Below are 15,293 nucleotides of genomic sequence, written 5' to 3'. Positions count from 1 at the left end.
ACAATATTAATACTCGTCCCGTCCTTCATCTTCATCCGGCTGTTCCAGCACACTGTAAGCCACCGAACAAAACAGCGAGTTCAGGCGCTGCATATCTCCCAGTAAGCCTAAATGTAGCGAACTGGTTTCAATGCTCTGCACGTTTTGCTGATGCAGGCGATCGACGTGGGCGTGGGAATAGCGGCGATTAAGAATGCGAAAACGATGTTTGCTGCGACGCAAACGACGAGCGCTGGTGACATCGCCAGAGAAGAACACCGACATTGCCAGTTTTAAATTACTGAGCAATTGCTCATAGAGCGCATCCAGTTCCTTCAAGCCATCAAGCGAAAATGCCCGCCGTGCTGCCAGCGATTTATCGGCAATTTCGCTGCCCATGCGCTCGACGATATCGGAGGCCTGTTCAAGGTTGAGCGACATTTCGATGATCTCCGCCCAGCGGCGCGACTCTTCCTCCGCCAACTCTTCTTTTGGCATCCGCGCCAGATACAGCTTAATGGCGGTGTAGAGAACGTTGATATCATCTGCCAGCTTACGCAGCTCTTTCTCCTGCCGTGGCTCGCCGTGCATCACTTTATTTAGCCCTTCCATCATCTGTTCCATGGCGTCGCCAATGCGCAGGGTTTCGCGCGCGGCGTTCGCCAGAGCAAGCGTGGGCGTATCCAGCGCGCTGACATCCAGATGTTTGGGCCGTAGCTGGGTATCCAGTTCCGGTTCATCGCGAATAATCGTTTTGCAAAACCGTGCCATCGGGTCAACAAATGGCAGCATGACCAGGCAACGTACAAGGTTGTAGAAGACGTGGAAATAGATCACCAGTTCCGCTTTTGGCAATGACAACTTCCCCATTGTCTCTGCCAGCAAATGGACAAACGGCAGGATAATCAGGCTACCCACCAGCTTAAACAGCAGACTACCCAGCGCGACACGGCGGGCTGCGGCATTGGCGGCACTGTTGTTGAGCATCGCCAGCAGACCGGAACCGAGGTTAGCACCAATCACCAGACAGAGCGCCACGGGGAAGGAGATAATGCCTGCGGCGGTCAGAGTCGCGGTCAGCAGTACAGCAGCAAGGCTGGAGTAGCTGATAATGGCGAACATCGCGCCAATCAGCGCATCCAGCAGAATATCGCCGGTCAGCGAGGCAAAGATCACCTGAACGCCGTTTGCCTGGGTGATCGGCGTTACGGCCTGCACAATCAACTCCAGCGCCAGCAAAATCAGCCCAAGACCAATACCGACGCGGCCCAGTTGCCCGGCGCGTGACTGTTTGCGTCCGAGGAAAAAAATCACGCCGATAAAAAGAAGTAACGGTGACAGCCAGGATAAGTCGAAGGTGAGAATACGCGCCATTAGCGCCGTCCCGACATCTGCACCCAGCACAATGACCAGAGCCGGTGCGAGGGCTACCAGATCCTGAGCGACAAACGAGGTCACCAGCATGGTGGTGGCATTACTGCTCTGTACCAGTGCGGTAACGCCGATCCCCGCGCAAAAGGCGAGCGGCTTTTTTTCGACGCTCCGGCTAAGGACAGTACGCAAACGCGCGCCGAAGACGCGCATTACGCCGGTTCGAACAATATGAGTCCCCCAGACCAGCAGGGCGACGGCAGAAAGCAGGTGAAGCAGCGTTAACACGAGTTCAGGTTCTCCTTATCGTTATATGTTCCTGAAGCAATTGAATGACCAAAGGACCGGAAACACGCTGACTGGCATCTTTACTGTGCCTTTTGACATTCGTTTTTCCGGCTAAGATTATTCCAGCCTGTTTCCAGTATAAGTGTTTCATATTAATAAAGAGACAGGGCACTCATTGAGCGCCCTGTTTGTTGTAAGGAAAAGTGACAGATTTGTGAATCAGTCCGCGTCATACCCCAGATTCGGTGCCAGCCAGCGCTCAACATCTGAGACGCTCATACCTTTACGGCGGGCATAGTCTTCAACCTGATCGCGCTGAATTTGCGCTACCGCGTAGTACTTGCTGTCCGGGTGGCTGAAATACCAACCCGAAACCGATGCACCGGGCCACATGGCGAAAGATTCTGTGAGTTTCATGCCGGTATGTTTTTCCACTTCCAGCAGCTCCCAGATGGTGGCTTTTTCCGTATGTTCCGGGCAGGCCGGGTAGCCCGGTGCCGGACGGATGCCCTGGTAGTTTTCGCGGATCAGTTCTTCGTTGCTGAGGTTCTCGTTCGGCGCATAGCCCCAGTAGACTTTACGCACACGCTCATGGAGATACTCCGCAAAGGCTTCGGCTAAACGGTCGGCAAGCGCTTTCACCATGATTTTGTTGTAATCATCGTGCTGCGCTTCAAAGGCATCAGCCAGTGCGTCCTCTTCCAGCCCGCCAGTCACGGCAAATGCGCCGATGTAATCTGCTTTACCAGAAAGCTTCGGCGCAACGAAGTCAGCGAGACAGTAGTTAGCGAATCCCGTTTTTTCGGTCTGTTGACGCAGATGGTGGCTGACGTTGATCACATGGGTGCGCGTTTCGTCACGGTAGATTTCAATGTCATCGCCCACACGGTTTGCCGGGAACAGGCCCACCACGCCACGCGGATTCAGCGTTTTCTCGGCGCTTAATTTATCCAGCATGTCGTTGGCGTCTTTAAACAGCCGCTGCGCCTCAACGCCCACCACTTCATCTTCCAGAATGCGCGGATACTTCCCGGCCAGCGACCAGGTCATAAAGAACGGTGTCCAGTCGATGTAATTACGCAGAGTTTCGATGCTGGCTTCAACTTCCTGCACGCCGAGACGGTGCGCCACCGGCGGCGTGTAAGCCTGCCAGTCAAAAGCGAAATCGTTATCGCGCGCCGCTTCCAGCGTGACCGGTGGTGTGCGCGGTTTCTTACGCCCGTGCTGAATACGTACGGTTTCGTACTCCTTGCGGGTACGAGCGACAAAATCATCACGCTGAGTATCGGAAAGCAGCGCCGCCACCACACCAACGGTGCGCGATGCGTTCTGTACATACACCGTCGGGCCGCTGTAGTTCTGCTCAATTTTCACCGCCGTGTGCGCTTTTGAGGTCGTCGCGCCGCCAATCAATAGCGGGATGGTGAAGCCCTGACGCTCCATCTCTTTCGCCACGTTAACCATCTCGTCCAGCGACGGCGTGATAAGCCCCGAAAGTCCAATCAGATCAGCATTCACTTCTTTAGCGGTACGGAGAATTTTTTCCGCAGGCACCATAACGCCGAGATCGACAATTTCGTAGTTGTTACATTGCAGCACCACGCCAACGATATTTTTACCGATGTCGTGGACATCGCCTTTCACGGTGGCGATCACCATCTTGCCGTTGGTTTTACCCTGCTCTTTGCTGGCTTCAATAAACGGTTCGAGATACGCCACTGCCTGTTTCATGACGCGCGCCGATTTGACCACCTGTGGCAGGAACATTTTCCCTTCGCCAAACAGATCGCCGACCACGTTCATGCCGTCCATCAACGGGCCTTCAATCACTTCAATCGGGCGCGTAGCCTGCTGGCGGGCTTCTTCGGTATCCTGCTCGATAAACTCGGTAATGCCTTTGACCAGCGAGTATTCCAGACGTTTATTCACTTCCCACGAGCGCCACTCCGCCTGCTGGGCGTTAGCGGTGTCGTCGGTTTTGCTGCCGCGATATTTCTCGGCAAGCTCCAGTAAACGCTCAGTGCCATCATCGCGACGATTAAGAATCACATCTTCCACCGCGTCGCGCAGTTCAGCGGGCAGGTCGTCGTAAATCGCCAGCTGCCCGGCATTGACGATCCCCATATCCATGCCATTGCGAATAGCGTAGTAGAGGAACACTGCGTGAATGGCTTCGCGCACCGGATCGTTGCCACGGAACGAGAAAGAAACGTTAGATACGCCGCCGGAAATTAGCGCGTGCGGCAGTTCGCGTTTGATGTCTTCACACGCGCCGATAAAGTCCTGCGCGTAGTTGTTGTGCTCTTCAATGCCGGTGGCAACCGCGAAGATGTTCGGGTCGAAGATGATATCTTCTGGCGGGAAGCCAACCTCTTCGGTGAGGATTTTGTACGCCCGACGGCAAATCTCGATTTTCCGTGCGCGGGTATCGGCCTGTCCCTGTTCGTCAAAGGCCATTACCACCACTGCCGCACCGTAACGACGCAAGAGCTTCGCGTGATGGATAAAGGCGTCGACGCCCTCTTTCATCGAGATAGAGTTAACAATGCCTTTGCCCTGGATACACTTCAGACCTTTTTCAATGACATCCCATTTTGAGGAGTCGATCATAATCGGCACGCGAGCGATATCCGGTTCACCGGCAATCAGATTGAGAAAACGCACCATCGCCGCTTCGGCGTCGAGCATCCCTTCATCCATGTTGATATCGATAATCTGCGCACCGTTTTCCACCTGCTGGCGGGCCACATCCAGTGCCTCGCTGTATTTCTCTTCTTTGATCAGGCGCTTGAACTTAGCGGAACCGGTGACGTTGGTGCGTTCACCCACGTTCACAAACAGGCTATCTTCGCCAATGTTCAGCGGCTCCAGGCCGGACAAACGGCAGGCTACGGGGATTTCCGGCAGTTTGCGCGGCGCTAATCCTTCTACTGCACGACTCATCGCTGCAATATGTTGTGGCGTGGTGCCACAGCAGCCGCCGACGATATTGAGAAAACCCGCTTGCGCCCATTCACGTATCTGTTTTGCCATCGTGTCGGCGTCGAGATCGTACTCACCAAAGGCGTTGGGTAGCCCGGCGTTCGGGTGCGCGGTGACGTAGCATTCCGCAATCCGTGACAGCTCCTGCACGTACTGGCGCAGTTCATCGGGCCCCAGCGCACAGTTCAGGCCAAAGGTCAGAGCTTCGGCGTGGCGCAATGAGTTGTAAAATGCTTCGGTGGTCTGCCCGGAGAGCGTGCGCCCGGAGGCGTCGGTGATGGTGCCGGAGATCATAATCGGCAGCTCAACGCCCAGCGCTTCAAACTCCGTTTTCACCGCAAAAACCGCCGCTTTGGCGTTAAGGGTGTCGAAAACGGTTTCAATCAGGATCAGATCCGCACCACCTTCCACCAGCGCTTTGGTGGATTCGCGATAGGCCGCCACCAGCTGGTCAAAAGTGATGTTGCGGAATGCCGGATCGTTGACGTCCGGAGAAATAGACGCCGTGCGGTTGGTTGGGCCGAGAACACCGGCAACGTAGCGCGGTTTCTCCGGCGTGCGCGCGGTCCACTCGTCAGCACAGGCGCGCGCCAGTTTCGCCGCCGCAAAGTTGATTTCCGCCGACAGGGATTCCATCTGGTAATCCGCCATCGCAATGGTCGTGGAGTTAAAGGTGTTGGTTTCGATGATATCCGCGCCCGCTTCAAAGTAGGCGTTGTGGATAGCGGCGATCACTTCCGGTTTGCTGAGCACCAGCAGGTCGTTGTTGCCTTTGAGATCGCATGGCCAGTCGGCAAAGCGTTCACCACGAAAATCGGCTTCGTTCAGTCGATAGCTCTGGATCATGGTGCCCATACCGCCGTCCAGCACCAGAATACGTTCATTTAACTGCGCACGCAGTTGTTCCACTTTGCTGCTCACACTTGCTCCCGACACGCTCAACCCAGATTTAATAAAAATTCAACAAACCATACTGGCATAAACGCATCTGTGGTAAAAGCGACCACCACGCAACATGAGATTTGTTCAACATTAACTCATCGGATCAGTGCAGCAACTATTGCATTAGCTAACAATAAAAATGAAAATGATTTCCACGATACAGAAAAAGGAGGCTGTCATGGTCGCACCCATTCCCGCGAAACGCGGCAGAAAACCCGCCGTTGCCACCGCACCAGCGACTGGACAGGTTCAGTCTTTAACGCGTGGCCTGAAATTACTGGAGTGGATTGCCGAATCCAATGGCAGTGTGGCACTCACAGAGCTGGCGCAACAAGCCGGGTTACCCAATTCCACGACCCACCGCCTGCTAACCACGATGCAACAGCAGGGTTTCGTGCGTCAGGTCGGCGAACTGGGACATTGGGCAATCGGCGCACATGCCTTTATGGTCGGCAGCAGCTTTCTCCAGAGCCGTAATTTGTTAGCGATTGTTCACCCTATCCTGCGCAATTTAATGGAAGAGTCTGGCGAAACGGTCAATATGGCGGTGCTTGATCAAAGCGATCACGAAGCGATTATTATCGACCAGGTACAGTGTACGCATCTGATGCGAATGTCCGCGCCTATCGGCGGTAAATTGCCGATGCACGCTTCCGGTGCGGGTAAAGCCTTTTTAGCCCAACTGAGCGAAGAACAGGTGACGAAGCTGCTGCACCGCAAAGGGTTACATGCCTATACCCACGCAACGCTGGTGTCTCCTGTGCATTTAAAAGAAGATCTCGCCCAAACGCGCAAACGGGGTTATTCATTTGACGATGAGGAACATGCACTGGGGCTACGTTGCCTTGCAGCGTGTATTTTCGATGAGCACCGCGAACCGTTTGCCGCAATTTCAATTTCCGGACCGATTTCACGCATTACCGATGACCGCGTGACCGAGTTTGGCGCGATGGTGATTAAAGCGGCGAAGGAAGTGACGCTGGCGTACGGTGGAATGCGCTGACTTTTTCTGGCGGGCAGAGGCAATATTCTGCCCATCATACCTGAGTGGCAATAGAATAAGGGTGTCTGTTAATCGCATTGACGCCAAAATAACTTAATGTCATACACTTCACACACTTTTATTAACTCAGCATTATTTTTAAACATCAAACCACTTAATCATTAACAAAATCGCAAGATCTCATTCCACCGAAACTTTTACGGCTGCATTATGAGATTGAGCGATTTATGATATTTCTTTACTTGTAATCATATTAAATTTTTTCACTGTTCTGATAGTTAAAATTCAAGACATCAATAAACAATGAGATATTTAAATGATTACTCGTATCCCTCGTAGTTCTTTCTCTGCAAATATTAATAATACAGCCCAGACAAATGAACACCAAACCCTGAGTGAATTGTTTTATAAAGAACTCGAGGATAAATTTTCTGGCAAGGAGCTGGCGACGCCTCTATTAAAAAGCTTCTCAGAGAACTGTAGACAAAATGGTCGTCATATCTTTAGCAACAAGGATTTTGTCATTAAATTTTCCACGTCCGTCTTACAAGCTGATAAGAAAGAAATTACGATAATTAATAAAAATGAAAACACGACACTCACTCAAACCATTGCTCCAATATTTGAAGAATACCTAATGGAAATTTTACCTCAACGCTCAGACACTCTTGATAAACAAGAATTAAACCTAAACTCAGTTAGAAAAGAAAAAGAATTCCCAAGAGTTAAACTTAATGATCAATGTTATTTTCCGGGGCGCCCCCAAAACCGTATAGTATGCCGACACATTGCTGCACAATATATTAATGATATTTATCAGAATGTTGATTACAAACCCCATCAAGATGATTACTCTTCAGCTGAAAAATTTCTCACGCACTTCAACAAAAAATGCAAAAACCAGACTTTGGCGTTGGTTTCCAGCCGTCCTGAGGGGCGTTGCGTTGCTGCCTGCGGTGATTTCGGGCTAGTTATGAAAGCATATTTTGACAAGATGGAATCAAATGGCATCAGTGTTATGGCAGCCATATTACTGGTGGATAACCATGCTTTGACGGTCCGGCTAAGAATAAAGAACACAACTGAAGGATGTACCCATTACGTGGTTTCGGTTTATGATCCTAATGTCACTAACGATAAAATAAGAATTATGAGCGAAAGCAAAGAGGATATTAAACACTATTCTCTGATGGATTTTATGAATGTAGATTATAGCCTCCTGAAATGGTCAAATGATCATATTATTAACCAATCTGTTGCAATAATTCCAGCACTTCCGAAAGAACAGCTATTGATGTTAAAAGGATCTGTGGATGAAATAACCCCTCCATTATCACCTGCAACGATGAATTTGCTAATGGCAATTGGTCAGAATCACCAACTTACGCAACTGATGATTCAACTCCAGAAAATGCCAGAACTACATAGAACAGAAATGTTGACTGCCTATAATAGTGGACATATGAACGTTATTAATACTATTTTTAACGCATTACCCACTCTTTTTAATACGTTTAAATTCGATAAAAAAATATGAAGCCCCTCCTCCTGGCAAATAATTCTAATGAATATCCCGGTTTGTTTTCAGCGATACAGCATAAACAACAAAACGTTGTAGAGACGGTTTATCTTGCTTTATCTGACCATGCACGCCTGTTTGGATTTACCGCTGAAGATATTATGGATTTTTGGCAACACAAAGCGCCACAAAAATACTCTGCCTTTGAGTTGGCTTTTGAATTTGGTCACCGGGTTATTGCTGAATTAATCCTTAATACATTAAATAAGATGGCTGAAAGCTTTGGCTTTACGGATAACCCTCGATACATTGCGGAGAAAAATTATATGGAAGCTTTACTCAAAAAAGCATCTCCCCATACCGTACGCTAAATCTTTGCCTGCGCCGATACGCATAAACATCTTCCACATGCCCTTCACGTATGCGGTTTTGTAGTGCGCGCCAGTAATCAGCGCGGAACAGGTCGGCGTGCATCTCTTCAAACAGCGGACCAATACGCGGGTCGGCGCATAGCCAGTGGCGAAACTCTTCCGGGAAAACATCGCCCGGCGAGACGCTGTACCACGGTTCGCTGGCAAGTTCGTCTTCCGGATAGCGCGGCGGCGGGATGTCGCGGAAATTCACTTCCGTCATGTAGCAAATTTCATCGTAATCATAAAAAACCACACGCCCGTGACGGGTGACACCGAAGTTTTTAAACAGCATGTCGCCAGGAAAAATGTTAGCAGCGGCAAGCTGGCGAATAGCGTTACCGTATTCTTCAATGGCGTCGCGCAACTGCTGACCTTCCACTTGTTCCAGCCAGATATTGAGCGGCACCATCCGCCGCTCGATATAGAGATGGCGAATTACAATCTGCTCACCAAGATCGGTGATTTTTTCCGCTGCTTCCTGAAGCAGTAATTCCATTAATGCCGGGGAAATATGCCGCTTCTCCAGCACAAAGTTTTCAAACTCCTGGGTGTCCGCCATTCGGCCCACACGGTCGTGCTCTTTCACCAGTTGATAGCAGGCACGAACGTGAGCGGCAGACATCTCTTTCTGCGGCGCGAACTTGTCTTTGATGACTTTGAATACCCGATCAAAGCCCGGCAGCGTAAACACCAACATCACCATTCCACGAATACCCGGCGCTTCAATGAACTGCTCATTACAGCCCTGTAGATAAACGAGATATTCGCGGTAGCTTTCGGTTTTGGCGTGCTTCTGGCAGCCGATAGCCATATACAATTCAGCAGTGGTTTTACCTGGCAGAATTTCCCGTAGCCACTCGACCAGCGCTGCGGGCAGCGGTGCATAAACCATAAAATAAGAACGCGCAAAGCCAAAAACAATGCTCGCTTCGGCGGTCGTCGTCAGGCAGGTATCAATAAATAACTCGCCGTCGTCCGTCTGGTGGATCGGCAGTAAGAAGGGCAACGTGCCGGAAGGCGTGATCAGTTTGCCCACCAGCCAGGCGGCTTTATTGCGGTAAAACAGTTCGTTCGCCACCTGTAAATGACTTTCCGCGAGGTTGTCTGTCCCCAGCGTTTCCGTCAGATGGCGAATGATGTAATGAATGTCACGGCTTTTATTCTGCCAGCGCAGGCGCAGCGGCAGGTCGCTGATAACGCGCATCAGTAGAGATTCCCAGCCGTGATCGGGGTGAAAGTCTTTCGCCAGCGGGCGGGGAATGGTACGAAAGCGGCGCTCTGGCTGAGAGCTAAAGATAAAAAGCCGCTCGGGAGTAAGCGAGCGGTGGTCAAATAACCGACAGTACACGGAGTTAAAAAAGCTCTCCGCAATCTCGAAGCGCGGGTAATCCGGCAACAGCCGCGTGTAATGCTCTTTAACGCGCAGTAAAAATGCCGCGTCCGTACTTTGGCCGTTAGTAATGCAGCGCAGTTGCTCCACGACCAGACCAACGTGATGATCGTAAAGATGGATACGGTTTTTCATCGCCTGCTGGACAGCATGCCAGTCGGCCTGTTCGAAACGCTGCTGCGCCCCGGAAGTCACTTCGAGGAATCGACCATACTGAGCGTCGAAGCCTTGCAAAATGGTTTGAGCAATCAGTAATTCCAGGCCACGCGGCATTTAGCGCCCTCATCAGGAGCAGAGAATTGCCGGATGCGGCGTAAACGCCTTATCCAGCCTACGTTCGGCAACGGTTGTAGGCATGATAAGACGCGCAAGCGTCGCATCAGGCATCGTGCACCGATTGCCGGATGCGGCGTAAATGCCTTATCCGGCCTACAGTCAGCAACGGTTGTTGTTGCTTAGAACTGCGATTCTTCAGTGGAGCCGGTCAGCGCGGTGACTGAAGACGTGCCGCCCTGAATAATAGTCGTCACTTTATCGAAGTAACCTGTACCCACTTCCTGCTGGTGAGATACGAAGGTATAGCCATCTTTCGCGGCGGCAAATTCCGGCTGCTGCACTTTCTCAACGTAGTGCTTCATACCCTCGCCCTGGGCATAGGCGTTTGCCAGGTCAAACATGTTGAACCACATGCTGTGGATACCTGCCAGGGTGATGAACTGGAACTTGTAGCCCATATCCGACAGCTGCTGCTGGAAGCTGGCAATAGTTTTGTCGTCGAGGTTTTTCTGCCAGTTGAACGACGGCGAGCAGTTATAAGCCAGCAGTTTGCCCGGATATTTCGCGTGGATAGCTTGTGCAAAGCGACGCGCCAGTTCCAGATCCGGCGTGGAGGTTTCACACCAGACCAGGTCAGCATATGGCGCATACGCCAGGCCACGGCTGATCGCTTGCTCAATGCCCGCATGAGTACGGAAGAAGCCTTCACTGGTACGCTCGCCAGTAATAAATTCACTGTCATACGGGTCGCAATCGGAGGTAATCAGATCCGCCGCATCGGCATCGGTACGAGCAACCAGCAGGGTTGGAACGCCCGTCACGTCAGCTGCAAGACGCGCCGCGACCAGTTTCTGAATAGCTTCCTGAGTTGGCACCAAAACTTTGCCGCCCATGTGACCGCATTTCTTCACTGACGCCAGCTGATCTTCGAAGTGAACTGCCGCTGCACCGGCTTCAATCATCGCTTTCATCAGTTCAAAGGCATTCAGGACACCGCCAAAACCGGCTTCCGCATCGGCAACGATCGGCAGGAAGTAATCGACATAGCGCGGATCGCCCGGCTCAATGCCTGCGGACCATTGGATCTGATCGGCACGACGGAAGGTGTTGTTGATCCGCTCCACCACAGCTGGCACCGAGTTTGCCGGATAGAGCGACTGATCCGGATACATGCTGGCCGCCAGGTTAGCGTCCGCCGCTACCTGCCATCCCGACAGATAGACTGCTTCAATACCCGCTTTCGCCTGTTGCAGCGCCTGACCGCCAGTCAGTGCACCGAGGCTGTTGATGTAGCCTTTTTTCGACTCGCCATGCAGCAGACGCCACATTTTCGCCGCGCCCAGTTGCGCCAGGGTGCATTCAGGATTGACTGAACCGCGTAATTTCACCACATCTTCCGCGCTGTATGGGCGAGTAATGCCTTCCCAACGCGGTTGAGTCCACTCTTTCTGTAATTCTTCAATTTGTTGTGTACGGGTTTTCATGTGCAGATGCTCCATAGTTATGTGGTGGTTTACGCTAACAGGCGGTAGCCTGGCAGGGTCAGGAAATCAATTAACTCATCGGAAGTGGTGATCTGTTCCATCAAGCGTGCGGCATCGTCAAAACGCCCCTGGGAGAAACGTTCTTCGCCCAGTTCGCTGGCAATGACTTTCATCTCTTCACCCAGCATCTGGCGGAACAAGGCTTTGGTCACCGGTTTGCCATTGCTCAACGTTTTTTGATGATGGATCCACTGCCAGATTGAGGTACGGGAAATTTCAGCCGTCGCCGCATCTTCCATCAGGCCATAAATCGGCACGCAGCCGTTGCCGGAGATCCATGCTTCGATGTACTGCACTGCCACGCGAATGTTGGCGCGCATACCTTCTTCGGTGCGTTCACCATCACAAGGTGCCAGCAGCTGATCGGCAGTAATCGGCGCGTCTTGTTCGCGCATCACTTCAAGCTGATTTTTACGGGAGCCGAGAATGTCGTTGAATACCGCCATTGCCGTATCCGCAAGGCCTGGGTGAGCAATCCATGTGCCATCGTGACCGTTATTGGCTTCCAGCGCTTTATCCGCTTTTACTTTGTTGAGCACCTGGTTATTGCGCTCTTCATCTTTGCTCGGAATAAACGCTGCCATGCCGCCCATCGCAAAAGCACCGCGTTTATGGCAGGTTTTAATCAACAGGCGTGAGTAAGCATTCAGGAATGGTTTATCCATCGTCACTGCCTGTCTGTCTGGCAGGACGCGATCGGGATAGTTTTTCAACGTTTTGATATAGCTGAAGATGTAATCCCAACGACCGCAGTTCAGACCAACAATATGGTCACGCAGCGCGTGAAGGATTTCATCCATCTGGAACACGGCGGGCAGCGTTTCAATCAGCAACGTCGCCTTGATGGTGCCGCGCGGCAGATTAAAGCGATCTTCTGCATAGCTGAAGACTTCGCTCCACCAGGCCGCTTCCTGCCAGGACTGGGTTTTCGGCAGATAGAAATAGGGACCGCTGCCCTTTGCCAACAGTGCCTGATAGTTGTGGAAGAAATAGAGCGCAAAATCAAACAGGCTACCGGGGATTGCCTCACCACGCCAGGTGACATGTTTTTCCGGCAAGTGCAGACCGCGTACCCGACAAATCAAAACCGCTGGATTGGGCTTGAGCTGATAAATTTTGCCTGCTTCATTGGTATAGCTGATGGTGCCGTTAACCGCATCGCGCAGGTTAATTTGCCCGTCGATCACTTTGTTCCAGTCTGGTGCCAGTGAATCTTCGAAATCGGCCATAAAGACTTTCACATTGGCGTTCAGTGCGTTGATCACCATCTTGCGCTCAACCGGGCCAGTTATCTCGACTCGACGATCTTGTAAGTCCGCGGGAATACCACGAATTTTCCAGTCCGTATCGCGAATGGAAGCTGTTTCCGAAATAAAATCAGGCAACGTTCCGTTATCAATATCTTGCTGCTGCTGAATGCGCGCTGCCAGAAGTTTATTGCGTTGTGGCGTAAAATGCGTCACCAGCTCAGTCAGAAATTCTACCGCTTCGGCAGTAAGAATTTGCTTCTCCTGCTCGCCATACGGCCTTATGAAAGCCAGTTCATCGGTTGTTGTTGCCTGTTCAGTCATCGTGCAGCTCCTCGTCATGGATCCGAAAACTTCCCCACTGTGAACGAAGGATCGTTGTGCGCTTTTCGTTCAGCACAACTAAGACTACTCATTTAAAATGCAAAATCAAAAACAATTTCCATTTTAATTAAAAATACTTGATAACTTATTGATAACAATATGAATAAAATTTATTCACCTCCTGAGGTGCGTTTCGGAAATAAAAAAGGCACCCGAAGGTGCCTGAGGTAAGGTGCTGAATCGCTTAACGATCGACTATCACAGAAGATTAATCCAGCGTTGGATTCATGTGCCGTAGATCGTATGGCGTGATCTGATAGACGTAATAGTTGAGCCAGTTGGTAAACAGCAAATTACCGTGACTACGCCAGCTCGCTCGCGGTGTATTTTGCGGATCATTGTGCGGGAAATAGTTATACGGTACTTCCGGGCCTAGTCCGGCTTCCACATCGCGGAAATATTCCTGCGCCAGCGTTTGCGCATCATATTCGGGATGGCCCGTCACAAAGGCAATGCGCTTATCTTTGCTGGCAAACAGATATGCATCCCCTTCTTCCGTCTCTGCCAGAATTTCCAGATCGGTGTAATCACGAATCAACGCTGCCGGAAAGTCAGCATAGCGCGAATGTGGTGCCAGGAATGAATCATCAAAGCCACGCGTCAGAAGCGCATGAGGATGGAGAATATGATGCTCGTAAACGCCAGAGAGTTTGTCGGTGCGAGTTTGCTTAGGAATGCCGTAGAGGATATTGAGCGCGGCCTGTACCGCCCAGCAGACAAACAGCGTCGAGGTGACGTGATCTTTCGACCACTCCAGCACCTGTTTGATCTGCGGCCAGTAAGCGACATCATTAAACTCCACCAGGCCCAGCGGCGCACCGGTTACAATCAGACCGTCAAAGTTCTGTTCCTGAATATCTTCAAAGTTACAGTAGAAGTTGTTCAGATGCTCTGCGGGCGTGTTGCGCGATTCACGGGAATCGATGCGCAACAGCTGAATATCGACCTGCAAAGGTGAGTTTGAAAGCAGGCGCAGAAACTGATTTTCAGTTTCAATCTTCTTCGGCATCAGGTTAAGGATCAGAACCTTAAGTGGACGAATTTCCTGACCAGACGCACGAGAAGTTGTCATCACAAAGACGTTTTCTTCACGCAAGAAATTGACGGCGGGTAGCTCGTCCGGCACACGAATAGGCATAACCTGATTACCTCACTACATACGCTTATACGTTTAGACATCCAGATAGCTGAAGATAACCAGAAAATTTGCCAATGTCGAGCCTGCATGTTGAAGGTGAGAAAGTTTCAAGGAAAAGGCTACGTTAGAATATAAGAATGACGAAAAGGAGAGAAAATGGTTATTAGTATTCGCCGCTCACAGCATGAGGAAGGGGAGGAACTCGTTGCGATTTGGTGTCGATCTGTCGATGCCACCCACGATTTTTTATCAGCAGAGTATCGGGCCGAGCTGGAAGAGCTGGTTCGTTCCTTTCTGCCGGAAGCACCGTTGTGGGTCGCGGTTAATGAACGGGATCAGCCGGTTGGGTTTATGTTGTTAAGTGGGCAGCATATGGATGCGCTGTTTATCGATCCTGATGTGCGCGGCTGCGGCGTGGGTCGGATGCTGGTGGAGCATGCGCTCTCGATGGCACCGGAACTGACAACCAACGTTAATGAGCAAAATGAGCAGGCGGTTGGGTTCTATAAGAAGGTGGGTTTTAAGGTTACGGGACGCTCTGAGGTGGACGATTTGGGGAAACCGTATCCGTTGCTGAATCTGGCGTATGTGGGGGAATAAGCCGCCCCTGCCGTGCCTGCCCAGGCTGGAGAAGACGCGCCAGCGTCGCACCCGGCATTTTTTTCACCAACGCAAAAAGGCCATCGTGACTGATGGCCTTTCGCTTAATTTGATGCCTGGCAGTTCCCTACTCTCGCATGGGGAGACCCCACACTACCATCGGCGCTACGGCGTTTCACTTCTGAGTTCGGCATGGGGTCAGGTGGGACCACCGCGC

8 protein-coding genes, 1 rRNA gene and 1 pseudogene are annotated in these 15,293 nt (G+C 51.3%); 3 read left to right on the top strand and 7 right to left on the bottom strand.

All coding sequences use genetic code 11. The features are described 5' to 3' along the window. Positions 1-6: 6 nt before the first annotated feature. Both ACJHW7_RS17620 and metH read right to left on the bottom strand, forming a co-directional pair. Positions 7-1,638, bottom strand: coding sequence for a Na/Pi cotransporter family protein (locus ACJHW7_RS17620; RefSeq protein WP_040235148.1), 1,632 nt, complete (start codon positions 1,636-1,638; stop codon positions 7-9). A 219-nt stretch (positions 1,639-1,857) separates the two neighbouring features. Then, positions 1,858-5,541, bottom strand: coding sequence for a methionine synthase (metH, locus tag ACJHW7_RS17615; RefSeq protein ID WP_000096053.1), 3,684 nt, complete (start codon positions 5,539-5,541; stop codon positions 1,858-1,860). Between the two features lie 199 nt (positions 5,542-5,740). Between metH and iclR the strand changes: the two genes are divergently transcribed. Together iclR and ACJHW7_RS17605 are read left to right on the top strand one after the other, a co-directional pair. Continuing rightward, positions 5,741-6,565, top strand: a complete 825-nt coding sequence (gene iclR, locus ACJHW7_RS17610; RefSeq protein WP_000226403.1) for a glyoxylate bypass operon transcriptional repressor IclR — start codon at positions 5,741-5,743, stop codon at positions 6,563-6,565. Positions 6,566-6,881: 316 nt separating this feature from the next. Continuing rightward, a pseudogene (locus tag ACJHW7_RS17605) lies at positions 6,882-8,455 on the top strand (ShET2/EspL2 family type III secretion system effector toxin). Here the strand turns inward: ACJHW7_RS17605 and aceK are convergent. The 4 genes from aceK to metA form a co-directional block, all read right to left on the bottom strand. Then, on the bottom strand, positions 8,424-10,160 hold the full coding sequence (gene aceK / locus ACJHW7_RS17600; protein ID WP_001137214.1) for a bifunctional isocitrate dehydrogenase kinase/phosphatase: 1,737 nt from the start codon (positions 10,158-10,160) through the stop codon (positions 8,424-8,426). The pseudogene ACJHW7_RS17605 and the gene aceK overlap by 32 nt on opposite strands. Positions 10,161-10,342: 182 nt before the next feature. Further along, entirely contained in the window at positions 10,343-11,647 is a 1,305-nt protein-coding gene (gene aceA / locus ACJHW7_RS17595; protein ID WP_000857856.1) for an isocitrate lyase, read from the bottom strand. A 29-nt stretch (positions 11,648-11,676) separates the two neighbouring features. Further along, positions 11,677-13,278, bottom strand: a complete 1,602-nt coding sequence (gene aceB / locus ACJHW7_RS17590) for a malate synthase A (protein ID WP_000138878.1) — start codon at positions 13,276-13,278, stop codon at positions 11,677-11,679. 268 nt (positions 13,279-13,546) lie between these two features. Beyond that, on the bottom strand, positions 13,547-14,476 hold the full coding sequence (metA, locus tag ACJHW7_RS17585) for a homoserine O-succinyltransferase (RefSeq protein ID WP_001122789.1): 930 nt from the start codon (positions 14,474-14,476) through the stop codon (positions 13,547-13,549). A gap of 156 nt (positions 14,477-14,632) precedes the next feature. Here metA and ACJHW7_RS17580 point away from each other — a divergent pair, with 156 nt between their 5' ends. Further along, positions 14,633-15,076, top strand: a complete 444-nt coding sequence (locus ACJHW7_RS17580) for an acetyltransferase (protein ID WP_000236960.1) — start codon at positions 14,633-14,635, stop codon at positions 15,074-15,076. 114 nt (positions 15,077-15,190) lie between these two features. On the opposite strand, the gene rrf is transcribed toward ACJHW7_RS17580, so the two are convergent. Then, positions 15,191-15,293 (bottom strand): 5S ribosomal RNA (rrf, locus tag ACJHW7_RS17575); the annotation flags it as partial.

Source organism: Escherichia sp. WS1152 (genome assembly GCF_046487665.1).
Lineage (GTDB): Bacteria > Pseudomonadota > Gammaproteobacteria > Enterobacterales > Enterobacteriaceae > Escherichia > Escherichia coli.
The sequence above is the reverse complement of the archived record's forward strand: the minus strand, read 5'-3'. Positions and strand labels throughout refer to the sequence as shown.

What these genes read in the sequence shown, in the direction of transcription:
- iclR (WP_000226403.1), top strand. Translation starts at nt 5,741, where the DNA reads ATGGTCGCACCCATTCCCGCGAAACGCGGCAGAAAACCCGCCGTTGCC.
- aceK (WP_001137214.1), bottom strand. Translation starts at nt 10,160, where the DNA reads ATGCCGCGTGGCCTGGAATTACTGATTGCTCAAACCATTTTGCAAGGC.
- aceA (WP_000857856.1), bottom strand. Translation starts at nt 11,647, where the DNA reads ATGAAAACCCGTACACAACAAATTGAAGAATTACAGAAAGAGTGGACT.
- aceB (WP_000138878.1), bottom strand. Translation starts at nt 13,278, where the DNA reads ATGACTGAACAGGCAACAACAACCGATGAACTGGCTTTCATAAGGCCG.
- metA (WP_001122789.1), bottom strand. Translation starts at nt 14,476, where the DNA reads ATGCCTATTCGTGTGCCGGACGAGCTACCCGCCGTCAATTTCTTGCGT.
- ACJHW7_RS17580 (WP_000236960.1), top strand. Translation starts at nt 14,633, where the DNA reads ATGGTTATTAGTATTCGCCGCTCACAGCATGAGGAAGGGGAGGAACTC.